Annotated in this window: 13 protein-coding genes; 7 read left to right on the top strand and 6 right to left on the bottom strand. The window is 67.2% G+C overall.

Features of this window, described 5'->3' with window-relative positions; genetic code table 11:
- Nucleotides 1-332 precede the first annotated feature (332 nt).
- From QIY60_RS27630 to QIY60_RS27610, 5 genes are all read left to right on the top strand, one after another.
- Nucleotides 333-1,205, top strand: a complete 873-nt coding sequence (locus tag QIY60_RS27630; protein WP_283144884.1) for a P22 phage major capsid protein family protein — start codon at nucleotides 333-335, stop codon at nucleotides 1,203-1,205.
- A 12-nt stretch (nucleotides 1,206-1,217) separates the two neighbouring features.
- On the top strand, nucleotides 1,218-1,673 hold the full coding sequence (locus QIY60_RS27625) for a hypothetical protein (RefSeq protein WP_283144883.1): 456 nt from the start codon (nucleotides 1,218-1,220) through the stop codon (nucleotides 1,671-1,673).
- A gap of 524 nt (nucleotides 1,674-2,197) precedes the next feature.
- Nucleotides 2,198-3,451 carry a helix-turn-helix transcriptional regulator gene (locus tag QIY60_RS27620; RefSeq protein ID WP_283144882.1) on the top strand — a complete coding sequence of 418 codons (1,254 nt, stop codon included), beginning with the start codon at nucleotides 2,198-2,200 and terminating at the stop codon, nucleotides 3,449-3,451.
- A gap of 162 nt (nucleotides 3,452-3,613) precedes the next feature.
- Complete coding sequence (locus tag QIY60_RS27615) at nucleotides 3,614-3,883, top strand: hypothetical protein (RefSeq protein WP_283144881.1); 270 nt, start codon at nucleotides 3,614-3,616, stop codon at nucleotides 3,881-3,883.
- A 447-nt stretch (nucleotides 3,884-4,330) separates the two neighbouring features.
- Entirely contained in the window at nucleotides 4,331-5,239 is a 909-nt protein-coding gene (locus QIY60_RS27610; protein ID WP_283144880.1) for a radical SAM protein, read from the top strand.
- Between the two features lie 430 nt (nucleotides 5,240-5,669).
- Here QIY60_RS27610 and QIY60_RS27605 read toward each other — a convergent pair whose 3' ends face one another.
- On the bottom strand, nucleotides 5,670-6,140 hold the full coding sequence (locus QIY60_RS27605; RefSeq protein WP_283144879.1) for a VOC family protein: 471 nt from the start codon (nucleotides 6,138-6,140) through the stop codon (nucleotides 5,670-5,672).
- 139 nt (nucleotides 6,141-6,279) lie between these two features.
- On the opposite strand from QIY60_RS27605, the gene QIY60_RS27600 reads away from it, so the two are divergent.
- On the top strand, nucleotides 6,280-6,687 hold the full coding sequence (locus QIY60_RS27600) for a DUF3224 domain-containing protein (protein ID WP_283144878.1): 408 nt from the start codon (nucleotides 6,280-6,282) through the stop codon (nucleotides 6,685-6,687).
- Nucleotides 6,688-6,759: 72 nt separating this feature from the next.
- On the opposite strand, the gene QIY60_RS27595 is transcribed toward QIY60_RS27600, so the two are convergent.
- Both QIY60_RS27595 and QIY60_RS27590 read right to left on the bottom strand, forming a co-directional pair.
- Nucleotides 6,760-7,800 (bottom strand): PHP domain-containing protein, encoded by a 1,041-nt coding sequence (locus QIY60_RS27595; protein ID WP_283144877.1) that lies wholly within the window; start codon nucleotides 7,798-7,800, stop codon nucleotides 6,760-6,762.
- Between the two features lie 148 nt (nucleotides 7,801-7,948).
- Nucleotides 7,949-8,401, bottom strand: coding sequence for a subtilase-type protease inhibitor (locus QIY60_RS27590; RefSeq protein WP_283144876.1), 453 nt, complete (start codon nucleotides 8,399-8,401; stop codon nucleotides 7,949-7,951).
- Between the two features lie 408 nt (nucleotides 8,402-8,809).
- On the opposite strand from QIY60_RS27590, the gene QIY60_RS27585 reads away from it, so the two are divergent.
- Nucleotides 8,810-9,019 (top strand): hypothetical protein, encoded by a 210-nt coding sequence (locus QIY60_RS27585; protein ID WP_283144875.1) that lies wholly within the window; start codon nucleotides 8,810-8,812, stop codon nucleotides 9,017-9,019.
- Between the two features lie 30 nt (nucleotides 9,020-9,049).
- On the opposite strand, the gene QIY60_RS27580 is transcribed toward QIY60_RS27585, so the two are convergent.
- The 3 genes from QIY60_RS27580 to hemC form a co-directional block, all read right to left on the bottom strand.
- Complete coding sequence (locus QIY60_RS27580; RefSeq protein WP_283144874.1) at nucleotides 9,050-9,544, bottom strand: ATP-binding protein; 495 nt, start codon at nucleotides 9,542-9,544, stop codon at nucleotides 9,050-9,052.
- Nucleotides 9,545-9,814: 270 nt separating this feature from the next.
- Entirely contained in the window at nucleotides 9,815-11,119 is a 1,305-nt protein-coding gene (locus QIY60_RS27575) for a radical SAM protein (protein ID WP_283144873.1), read from the bottom strand.
- A gap of 196 nt (nucleotides 11,120-11,315) precedes the next feature.
- Nucleotides 11,316-12,251, bottom strand: a complete 936-nt coding sequence (gene hemC, locus QIY60_RS27570; protein WP_283144872.1) for a hydroxymethylbilane synthase — start codon at nucleotides 12,249-12,251, stop codon at nucleotides 11,316-11,318.
- Nucleotides 12,252-12,443: the final 192 nt, after the last annotated feature.

Below are 12,443 nucleotides of genomic sequence, written 5' to 3'. Positions count from 1 at the left end.
AATCCCTCGGCTGGCCGCACTTCCGCTGTCACTTAACCGGCTCACCTCGTAGCGGGTGAGGGCGTTGGTTGCCCTTTCTTCGGTTTGCGGTTTTTCATCGTCGGTACATGACCGGTCACTTACCCCGGTGGCCGGTCCCCCGTCGATCGCTTCTGAAGCCAACTTCCTTTCCATGCGACGGCATTCGCATTTTACTCATGCTTCGGCGGGTTGAAGTTACGCGCGCATTTGCGGCGCACTCCCCGTCGAAAGCCCCCGTACCTGCTGTGGTCTATGCCGAGACCTAGCGAGTACGGGGGCTTTTCCATACCCAAGAAAGGAACCCCCCTTCAATGGCGAATGTTTTCGCACAGAGCAATGTTGTCGCTAAGACCGCCGCATCCATGCTTAAGGCCGAACTAGTCCTAGGCCGTCTCGTTCATCGCTCCGCCGAGTCCGAATTTATGGGCGGCCGAGGCGATACAGTGCGCGTACGCGTGCCGCACGTTATTGAGGCCAAACCCTTTACGGGCTCCACTTCCGCTGTAACCAAAACGCTGAACGAGCAGGTTGTCCCCGTTGTTCTGACTACGCATGCCATGAACGGCGTTGAGCTAACAGCTAAGGACACATCCTTGAACATCGAGAGTTTCGGCGCCCAGGTGCTTGCTCCGCAGGTGGCGGGTGTGGCCGAAATGATCGAGGGCGAGATTGCCCGGGTAATGCAGCCCGCTGTCACCTCTGCCACGCTGACCATTGATGTGAAGAATCCTCGCGACGCGATCACTAAAGCGGGGGAAATTCTCGACTCTCGGAAGGTCGGCGCGAAGACGCGTGTTCTGGTTGTCTCTCCCAACGTCAAGCGTGCACTACTAATGGACCCCAATCTCTCCCAGGCTGATTCGGCCGGGTCGACGTCCGTTCTCCAAGATGCGATCGTCGGCCGCCTGCACGGATTCGACGTTTTCATGTCCCCATATATCGCGGATGGCGCTGTGGCTATGACAAAGGAAGCATATGCGGCGGCGATTGTGGCGCCCATCAAGCCAGAGTCGGCAACCGGCTCATCCGCCGTCGATGACGATAACCAGGGTTACGCAATGACCGTTTGGATGGGTTTGGATGTTGAGACGCGCCAGGAACGGAGCATTTGTGAAGCGTTCGTAGGCGCCACGGTCCTTGACGTTAATCGCGCGGTCGGTCTGAAGTTCAACGCGCCTGCATAAGGAGAAGTGATGATGACTGAGGACGAGAAGATCCCTGAGACGCCACAGGGGTCCGCTGTAGGCCTTGCCGAGACCTCGGAGGGGGAATCGGCTCCCGAGATCACCGCGTCCCCGGAGAGGGCCATTGAGGGCCCCTCGCTGGATGAACTGCGGGCGAACTTGGAGAGCGTCTCTGCGGCACTCCGCGAGTCCGAGGAACTGCGGCAGCAACTGGACGCGCAGCTAAAGGCAGCCGAGGTGACCCTAGAACGCGAGCGCGTTGCACGTCGATACAATCTACCCGACGAATTGGCGCCATTCCTGCGCGGCGAATCTGCCGAGGAATTGGAGAAGGAAGCCGCAACGCTGGCGAAGTACGCAACTGCGATACATACGAACCTTGGGGTCGGTGGCCTTGATCCCACGGACACCTTCCATTCTGCTGGTGATGTTGCCCGCAGGGTGAATCGCGAAGCACGTTCCTGGTGAGCAGTCAGCACGGAGAGACAGACAATGAAAGGGAGCCCTTTTGCGTGATGTGCGGGCACGTGGGGCTGAATCCTGGTTGCCCTCTGCGTGGGTTGCGCAAGCGTGCGTGCCGCATGGGGATGACCATGGGGAAAGCGGAATCCGAACAGCTCTTGAATGAGCAGGTTCGAGGACGACGTGTCTTCGGAATGGGCTTCTAGTAACTTACCTTTGATTTGAAGGTAGAGGGGTGGGGGTGACCCCCTTTTGGCGCCTTTCCGGACCGCATGCGTATAGCACCTCACTCCCGCTACGGGTTTTGGAGTCGCCGAAACGGCCTGCGCCTTCGGATCAAAGATTGCTCTTTTCGAGGTCCTGACAACCAAACCCCTTGTGGCGACTGGGTAGTTGAGCTCCTTCGGTCCCACGGCCCCGTGCCCGTCCTTCGCCGGATGGGTGCGGGGCCTTTGGCGTGTCCTGGGGTGCTGGCCGGGCGTACGCTGCGGGTACAGGAGCGTCACCCTCACATGTGCTAGGCGGGGATCATGTCGAACGACCTTGGGGAGAATGTCCGCAAGTACCGGCGGCTGGCTGGCCTGACTCAGGAAGCGTTGGCCTACGCCGCCGGGCTCGCTCCATCCACAGTCGCCAAGCTGGAACAGGGCGGAAACGTCCGCATCGAGACCCTTCACGCGCTGGCCCGCGCGCTACACGTCAAGACCTCTCAGCTCATGGCGTCCGGCACCCCTCAGCCCCTCCGGGAAGAGGACCCGACGAAGGTCGGCCTAGTGGAGCTACGAAACGCCCTAACTCCCCCTGTAGGGCTGTCAGATGCGGGCAGCGACGGGCCCGATGAAGAGCCGAACCTCTCGGGTCTGCTGGAGGTGGTCCGGGGTGGGTCAGCGGCGTATGACTCAGACAGGTTCGGGACCGTGGCAACGAAGCTCCCCGAGATCATCAGGGATTCCAACTCCGCTGTTGCCTACTTCGACACCGGAGAGGAACACGTAAACGCACTGTCGGCCCGCGCTGAGGCGTACCTACTCGGCGGCCGGTATCTCACGCAGGTACGGCAATACGATCTTGCCTATCACGCGCTGTCAGGCTCGATTCACGATGCCCGTGAAGTCGGGGACACGAATACCGCCGCTTACGCAATCGTCATCATGTCGTGGCTTCTGCTGAGGCAAGGGCGTTTCGATGATGCGGAACGACTGGCTACCGAAACAGCGGACATGATCGAACCGCGAATCTCGAAAGCGGAACCGGAACGCTTGGCCGTATGGGGCTGGCTCGCATTGCAGGCAGCAGCGGCAGCCGTACGGAACAACAGCGCTGACAATGCCGCCGAAGCACGCCGTATCGCTGCTTCCGCTGCTTCCGGTCTCGGCGTCAAGTCCGTGAATGCCCGCCACCGTTACGGCCGGTTTGATCGCGCTGTGGCCTCAATGAAGGAACTTGAGGACGAGCTCATCAGGGAAGATGGCGACCCATACCGCGTGATCGAGGATTCAGCGGGTCGGGCTCCGCTGTCTGACCGGTCGATGAAGGCGGCCGGTATCTCTGAAACCGACAAAGAATGGAATCGTCACCGACTGACTGTCGCTACCGCTTACCTCAAGGTCGGGGATCTTGAGAATGCAATGGACCGGCTGACGGCCGTGCAGTACGTGAACGGCGAATGGCTGAGGCACCAGCGCACGGCGCGAGACGTGATGGAAGGGATTGCGCGGAGGCGTAAGCGGACTCTCACGCGGGAGATGCGGCAGATGATGACTCTACTCGGAGTTGCCGCCTAACTACCGCGCTACGTAGTAGTTCCCTGGGAGCGGCGCCCCTCCCCATACGCACCGTATTTGCCGGGAGTGGTCCACTCCCCAACTGCCGTGCTGCATCTGTGGATTGAGCGTTCGGGCCCCCATACGGTCCTCCTATCGAGGAAGCGGAATGAGGGGCCCAACATGGCACGCAGAACGGAAGGCGAGCGGCAGCGGCGACAGAACCTTGCCGACGCATCGTCGGGCAACTGGAACCCCGCTATGGGGAGTTACGCGGTGGACACGGCAGACAGTCGGATCGGGGAGGTGCGCCGACTGTTCGAGGGCAGCGTGTATCTGGTACCGCCCGGCGGTGGCGCTGAATGGGCTGTTCCCCCGGACCGGCTCCGTCAGCCGACTGACGCCGAGGTGTGGCAGGCGCGCGTGTGGACCAGCCCGGCGAGGCTGACCTGATGTGGGCTGTCGTACCCGGACCCGCCCCGTGGGTGCCCAGTCCCGGCGCATTGGTCAAGGACACGGCGCGCGGGCGGCTCGGGAAGGCCATCGCGTGGGATGGCAAGACGCGCACGGTCACACTGACACCACCAGACGGCGGGGAACCCTGGGAGACCGACGCGTTCCGCCCGGCGGGTCAGCCATGAAGCCCCGGTTACCTACAGCGCTGGGGCGCGTGGCCGGGCTGGTCATGATCCTGTTCGGGTTCGTCGCCCCGGTCGCGCTGCTCGTGTGGGCGGTTACCGGCCGCCTCTGAAGACTCCCGAACCCCCGGTAAGACCAACGTCACGAGTGGTCCCGTCCCGGCCGGGGGTTCGGGGCAAGACGCCCGTCCCGGTACGCGGTTGAGGTCCGTTCCGCCGGGGCGGGGCATCTCACACAGCCACAGTCTGGAGGAGTCAGACGATGAGTGCTGCCCAAGACCGTTTGAAGTTCGCGTGGTTAGAGGTCACAGGACTCTGCAACGAGTTATGTGATCACTGCTACGCCGACTCATCCCCCAAGGGAACGCACGGCACCATGACCGCGCTGGACTGGACGCGCACCATCGACCAGTTGGCGGAGATCGGGACCGAGGACGTCTCGTTCATCGGCGGGGAACCGACGCTGTACCCGTACCTGGGCGAGCTGATCACGTACGCCCACGCGGCGGGGTTGGGGATCGAGGTCTTCTCGAATCTGACCCACATTCGCGAGCCCTTGTGGGAGACGTTCATGGCGTGCGAGGTGAAGCTCGCCACGTCGTACTACTCGGACAGCGCCGCCGACCACGACAAGGTCACCCGGCTTCGCGGCTCCCACAAGAAGACCCGCGCCAACATCGCGAAGGCGCTCAGCCTCGGTATCCCGCTGCGGGGCGGAGTCGTCGCCGTGAACCAGGGACAGCGCGTCAAGGAAGCGGCGCAAGACCTCTTGGCACTCGGGGTGGAAACGGTCGGCGGAGACCGGACACGGGCGTTCGGACGGGCGAGCAAGGGAGCCGCCCCAACCATCAACGATCTGTGCGGGCACTGCGCCCACGAAAAGTGCGCCATCGGCCCCACGGGTGACGTCTGGCCTTGCGTGCTCGGGCGGTTCCTCACCCTGGGGAACGTGAAGAAAACGCCACTCGCCGAAGTCTGGGGCGGCCCGCAGATGGCCGGGGTAACCGCTGACATCGAAGCGGTGCACGGTGACGGCGTACAGGCGTGCACCCCGCCGCAGTTCCTCCCGATGTGCGGGCCATGCTCGCCGTGTGTCCCCTCTGTGGGCCACTGCGACCCGAGAGAGGCCGACGCCATGGCGCAGACGGCTACGATCGGCTCATCCGCCTGACCCGCTGCGAACACCAGGGAGCACGGACATGCACGATCACGGCGACGACTTCGGCCCGTGGGGTACGGATGGCAACGCCAGTGCCGTACAGCGAACCGAAGAGGAGTGGGCCGTAATCGCCCGGTACATCCGGCACGCTGCGAACAAGATCGGCCCTGATCTTCCGCTGTGTCTTCCTGGTGAGCCCCAGCAGTGCGGGCGGACTGCTCAGCAACATGTCTTGGCGTGGTCAGCGCACCTGAAGGCGGCGGCCCATCACCTGATCGAGCAGGCCACCCCCAGCAGGGAGAGGGGCGCTCACGTTGCCGGGACCGTGTTCCAGCGGCGGCTAGCTGAACTGCGAGACCAGAGCACCCGCACGCACGCCCATCAGTGACCTTCGCACTGGCCCCGGTTTAGCGTCTCCCTCGGACGCTGATCGGGGCCCTTTTCACACGCTGACCAGCGTCTCACCGTAGAATTGGTAGTCCGGCGTGTTCGGGTCGGACATGACCACGTGGTGGGTGCCGGGCTCGACGACGACCTGGAGCACGCTCGCGCCCAGGCCCTCCAGGCGCTTCACCTCCGCCTCGCGGTGTTCGGGGCCGAAGTGCAGGTCCATGTGGAGGCGGTTCTTGACCCGCTTGGGCTCGGGGACGCGCTGGAAGAGCAGACGGCGGCCGAGGCCCATCCCGGAGGCCGCCTCGACGGGGTCGTCGGGGTGGCGCACGGCGGCCAGGGTCCGCCAGGCCTTGCGGCCGTCGACCACCGTGTACAGCTCATCGGTGACGGCGCCCGCGGCGAGCAGGCGCTCGATGAGGACGGTGTGGTCCTCCACCTCGTAGCCGAGGGCCTGGGCCCAGAAGTCGGCGAGGCTCAGCGGCTCGGCGCAGTCGACGACGAGTTTCCAGTGGACGGCCATGCGGGTCTCCCGGTGGTCGGACGCCCGCGTGGGCGTACGGGGTTCGGCGCCCTCATTGTCGTGCCCCGTCCGGGGGACCACTAGCCGGGGCCCGGCCGGGTGGGGGCCGGTCGCCGGGGCGGTGGCTTACGATCCCGCGATGAGAGCTTCCGGCACATTCAAGGTCACCGGGTTCACCCCCACGGCGCTCGCTCCCACCCCGGCCGTCGAGACCGCCCTACCGGTCGGCGTCGCCACCATGGAGAAGCACTACGAGGGCGAGGTCGCGGGGCGCTCCTCGACCCTCTTCACCGCCGCGTACGACCAGGCCGCGGCCACCGGCACGTACGTCGCGATGGAGTCCTTCGACGGCTCGCTCCACGACCGGCGGGGCACCTTCAACTTCGCCCACTCCGCGACCACGCTGGGCACGGGCCGCGAGAACGAGTTCTGCGTCATCGTGCCGTCCAGCGGGACGGGCGCCCTCACCGGGATCTCCGGTTCGGGCGGGCTTGCGATCGACGCCGACGGGACCCATCGGATCTGGTTCGACTACGAGATCGACTGATCGCGGTTTCCCGGATTCCCGGGGACAGGACGGAACGGGGGGTGCGGACACCCCCCGTTCCGTACGTCCGACTCACCGGGCCCGCGTCGGTGTCCTTCCCTCGCGCGTCCAGGCCAGCAGGTCCTCCTCCGTCCACGTCGTGATGACGCGCTCGGCCGGGACCCCGCACTCCTCGGCCCGTACGCAGCCGAAGACCTGCCAGTCCAGCTGCCCGGGGGCGTGCGCGTCGGTGTCGAGGGAGAAGAGCACGCCCGCGTCGACCGCCCGGCGCAGCAGTCTGCGCGGCGGATCCAGGCGTTCGGGACGGCTGTTGATCTCGACGGCGGTGTCCGACTCGGCGCAGGCGGCGAAGACCTCGTCCGCGTCGAACGCCGACTCGGGCCGTTTGCCCCGCTCCCCGGTCACCAGGCGCCCGGTGCAGTGCCCCAGCACGTCCGCGTGCGGATTGCGCACCGCCGCGACCATGCGGCGGGTCATCGCGGCGGCGTCCGTGCGCAGCTTGGAGTGGACCGACACCACCACGACGTCCAGCTGTTCCAGGAGTTCCTCCTCCTGGTCGAGCGAGCCGTCCTCCAGGATGTCGCACTCGATGCCGGTGAGCAGCCGGAAGGGCGCCCAGCGCTCGTTCGCCTCGGCCACCACCTCCAGCTGCCTGCGCAGGCGTTCCGGGGACAGGCCGTTGGCGACGGTCAGCCGGGGCGAGTGGTCGGTGAGCACCGCCCACTCGTGGCCGAGCTCCGCCGCCGCCCACCCCATCTCCTCGATCGGGCTGCCGCCGTCGGACCAGTCGGAGTGCAGATGGCAGTCGCCGCGCAGGGCCGCGCGCAGCGCCTCGCCGCCCTCGACGAGGGGCGCCGAGGCGCCTTCCTCCTCCAACCGCCGCAGATACTCCGGCAGTTCTCCGGCCAGGGCCTCGCGCACCACCTGAGCCGTCTTCGGGCCGATCCCCTTCACCGACTCCAGCGACCCGGCGGCCACCCGCTTCTCGACCTCGCCGCCCGCCATCTCCTCGACCGCGGCGGCGGCCGTACGGAACGCCCGTACGCGGTACGTGGGGGCCTGCGTGCGCTCCAGCAGGAACGCGATCCGCCTCAACGCCGTCACCGGATCCATCGACACCTCCGACCGCCCCCCATTGTCCGTCGGCCCGCCGCCGCGCGCCTCCCGTACGGGGGCCCTGCGACGCGGCGGCGGGGCACCCCCGCTCGGGGTGCCCCGCCGTTCGTGCTGTCGCGTGCGGGCGACGAAGCGTGCTCGTCGGTCAGAAGTTGAACACGACGCCCTGGCCCGCCCGCTTCATGCAGGGGTTGCCGAAGGTGTGCTTGTAGGAGACCCGCTGGCCGTCCCAGACGCCGTCGGCCGTGACGGTCATCGGGTTCCACTCCTTGGTACACACCACACCGAGCGGCGGGCCGTCCGTGATCGCGGCGAAGTCGCCCTGGTTGTGGGCGAGCTCCGCGCAGGCCCGCTTGGCGGCCGGGTGCGTGCCGGAGGCGGTGGGCGCGCAGCTGAGCGTCACCGCGCGAAGGACGGACGCACCGTCGTCGCCGGTGCCCGGCGCCACGGTCAGGACGAGCGCGGACGGCGGGTAGAGGCTCATCGCGGCACCCCGGGTGTCGTGCTGATCGGCGCCGGCCGCACCCGGTACGGCAACCGCTGCGCCGACGAGCGCCAGCGCGGCCACCAGAGTCGTACGCCCAAGCGTCTTACGCATATCGAACACTCCTGTCATTCAGGGACCGATGAACGAGCCAGAGTCTTGTCCAGTCCCGGGAGTGCCGCAGACCGCCGTATACGGATCCGGTCACACTCCGCCACACCACGATCGCTGGAAGTTGCAGGCCACAGCCACCCGAACGGTCGGACGGGCTGCTGGACGCCCGTAGAGAAGAAGGCGCAAAGCCGCCTCTGCTTTTATTTCTAAAGCAACGAGAACATTGAATCTTGAATAGTGAGGTTTCAATGAGATTTCATTCGCGGGCCACGTCCAGAGCCTCCACCTGCGCCTCCCGGGCGGCCGGACATGCGGGCGCCCCGGGCGGGCGTCAGAGTGGGGACGGTGCCGCACTCGCCCCGCCCGGCCCGCCCGGCGCCCTGGCCCCACACGAAGGAGCAGCACACGATGGAACACCACATCGTCGCCGAGATGACCGAGCCCGGCGGCAGCACCCTCAAGGAGTGGCACATGGTCCGCACCGGCCAGAGCGTGTCCATGTGCGGCCGTGAACTCGACATGAGCCGACAGGAGTTGCCGTCCGACGCCTGGGGGACTGAGCAGGCGCGGCCGTTCTGCCACACCTGCGGCGCCCTGTTCCTGCGCGAAGTGCCGTGAGGCAGGACGCCGGTGCCGTACCGCCTGCCGCTATCCGCCCGCGAACGCGGCCAGCGGGACCAGCGGGCGCTCCGCCTCGGGCAGCGCCCGCAGGGGGCGCACCCGGACCAGGGTCTGCGCGTCGGGCGCGTCGGCCCGCAGCGTGAACCAGACGACCTTGCCGTCGGCCGTGGCGTGCGTGCCCCAGCTGTCGCTGAGCGAGGCAACCATGGCCAGGCCCCGGCCGCGGGCCGCGAGCGGCTCGCCGCCGCCGAGGACGGGCAGCCGGGGGTCGTGGTCGAGGACGGCGGCGGTCAGGCGGCGCCCCGTCCAGCGCAGTTCGAGCGTGCAGCGCTTGTCGCCCTCGGTGTGCCGGAAGACGTTGGTGAGCAGCTCGCACACGCCGAGGCTGACCGGCTGGATCAGACACTCCAGCTTCCAGTACCGAAGGTGTGCGGCGACGATCCGGCGGATCTGCGGCACCCGTTCGGGGGCGGCTTCCAGATCCAGGGTGTACTGACGGTTCACTTCCACGACCACGCCCACGACTGCGCTCCTCATCAGGACGGCCGGCGGACCGGCTGCCGCTTTGACAATGACAGCCCCGAGTAAGCGGAAAGTAGTCACTCAGATACAGAGGGAACGCAATCAGCGTGACCCCATCCGGGTGAACGCGCAACACAGGCCGCACGACGGGGCCGGTCCGGGCCCGGCGGGCAGAAAAAGAGCCCCGGCAGGACGGGGGAGACCTGCCGGGGCTCGTTCAGGGGCGGGCGGTTCAGCGTGGCCCGCATATAGATGAATAGTAAACCATGGCTAGACCGACAGGCTGTCCATGAAGGAGCTCACCGAGAACACCGCGTTCCCCGGCCCCGCCGGCCCGTATCCGGGCGGGGAGGTCAGGCCGTACTCGTCCATCGTCGCCCGGTAGGCCTCAAGCAGGCGGATGTGGTACTCCAGCGGGGCGCCCTCGGGGTTGGCCTTGCCGAGCGGGGTGGTCGGCTCGGGGCACCAGGTCGTGAAGCGCGGGGTGATGCCGCGCGACATGAAGAAGCGCAGCCCCTCCACCGTGGAGTCGATCGCCTCGTCGACGGTGGTGAAGCCGAAGGGCTCGGCCATCTCCACGCCCGCGACGAAGTTGGGGATCACATTGCGCGGCCCGAAGATCTCCGCCGAGTCGAGGATGCGCCGGTGCCACTCGTCACGGCCGACGTACTCCTCCTTGCCCGGGCAGTACAGCTCGAACAGCCGCCGGTCCCACACCTCGTAGTTGGGGTGGTAGATCCGCACGCCGTAGTCGTGGAAGCGCTGCACGTCCTCCTTGGGCAGCGCCTGGGCGACGACCTTGCCCGTCCAGCGGCCGGGGAAGCGCTCCTCGATCGCCTTGGCGTACATCCCGTAGAAGTCGGCCTCGTCGCGCCCGCCGACGTGCGAGGTGATCGCGCCGCCGGTGAGGGTGTACGCGGTGGACGCCTTGGCGGTGTCGTACCGGTCGATGATCTCCAGCGCCTCCAGGATCTCCTCGACCGGCTTGACGCCGGTGTAGGGGCGCCCGGCCGCCTTGTGCTGGCGCCAGTTGTGGTTGATGTCGCAGTACTGGCACTCCTGCTTGGCGCCGAAGTACTGGCAGACCCGGAACACGGTGAGGTAGATCAGATAGCCCCACTGGATCGTCGGGGCCACCTCCATCACGGACTTGCCGTTCGACAGCTTGTGCCGGTAGTACTCCGGCATCGGCGGCAGCCCCACGTCCGAGATCCGCTTGCCGTCCAGGTACAGGCCGAGCATGCCGTGGTCGTCGGCCGCCACCCGGTACGGGGACGCCGGGTTGACCCGCACCGACACGACCGTACGGCGCAGCTCGTACGGGCCTCCGGTCAGCACGATCTCCTCCGGCGGGCGGCGCAGCGCGGCGGCGCCCAGCTCGGGCAGGGTGCGGTGGTCGAACGAGAAGATGAAGTACGACTTCGGCTTGACCTCGCCGGACTCGTTGTCGCTGAGGGCCGAGTCGTCGAAGGCCACCCCTCCGCGCAGCAGATCTTCCTTGATCACGGCTTCCCTGGGCACCCCGGGGAACCGCGCCATCAATGATTCGACCTCATCGGTACGGCTGCTGAGCATGTGCTGACGTCCTCCGGTCCAGTCGCTTTCCTGTCCTACTGAACCTACGCTCTCGCCGGCTTCGCCGATGGACTGGGCATCGACGACGAAGCCGGCGAGCGAGCGCCATGCTATCGGCGGGACGATCTTCGGCGGATCGGTCTGCGGTCGCGCTTCTCCTCATCCGAAAGGCTTAGGCATTCGGACCGGTACGCGCTCAGTGGGCGATCGAGTCGATCAGTTCGCGGGCTCCCTGGCGCAGCAGCGTGACCGCGACCGAGGTGCCGAGCGTGGCCGGGTCGAGCGGGCCCGCCCACTCGTGGGCGTTGAGCACGGTCTTTCCGTCGGGGGTGAACACACAGGCGCGCAACGAGAGATCGCCGTTGCGGGCCGCCCTCGCGTATCCGGCGATCGGGCTGTTGCAGTGGCCCTGGAGGACGTGGAGGAACATCCGCTCGGCCGTGGCCTCGCGGTGGGCGTCGGGGTCGCCCAGGTCGCTCACCAGGTCGATCAGCTCGCGGTCGCCCTCGCGGCACTGCAGGGCGAGGATGCCCGCGCCGATGGGCGGGCACATCACCTCCGGGGAGAGGACCTCGGTGATCACGTCCGTACGGCCGATGCGCTCCAGGCCCGAGACGGCGAGCAGCAGCGCGTCGGCGTCGCCCGCGGCCAGCTTCTCCAGGCGGCGGTTGGCGTTGCCGCGCATCGGGACGCAGTGCAGCTCGGGGTGGGAGGCGGCCAGTTGGGCGATGCGGCGGACGGACGAGGTGCCGATACGGGTGCCGGCGGGCAGCTCGTCGAGGGTGAGACCGCCGGGGTGGATCAGGGCGTCGCGGATGTCGTCGCGTTTGAGGAAGGCGGCGAAGACGGTTCCGGCGGGCAGCGGGCGGTCGGCGGGCACGTCCTTCACACAGTGCACGGCGAGGTCGGCCTCGCCCGCGAGCAGCGCGGCGTCCACCTCCTTGGTGAACGCGCCCTTCCCCTCGACCAGCGAGAGGTCGCCCATCCACTTGTCGCCGGTCGTCTTGACCGGGACGACCTCGGTGGCGACCCCGGGGTGGAGGGCCGCGAGTTCGGCGCGTACGCGTTCCACTTGCGCGAGCGCCATGGGCGAGTCACGCGAGACGATCCGGATCAACTCGGCAGTAGACATGCGTCCACGATATGGGGGCCGCCCGCATCTCGCGCACATCGCCCCGTAACCTCAGTGCCTTTGTACGCCAAGGAAGTTGACGCCCGCCTCGGACACGGTCGGCGACGATCGGCAGATAGGGAAAGCTGCCGACGCACCCCCGACGGCGACGGGCCCCCGGCCGCGGCTCGCGCGGGCGGAGGCCCTGGGGCG

The organism is Streptomyces sp. BPTC-684 (assembly GCF_030028635.1).
GTDB classification, from domain to species: domain Bacteria; phylum Actinomycetota; class Actinomycetes; order Streptomycetales; family Streptomycetaceae; genus Streptomyces; species Streptomyces noboritoensis.
This window is presented reverse-complemented; position numbering and strand designations above follow the sequence as displayed.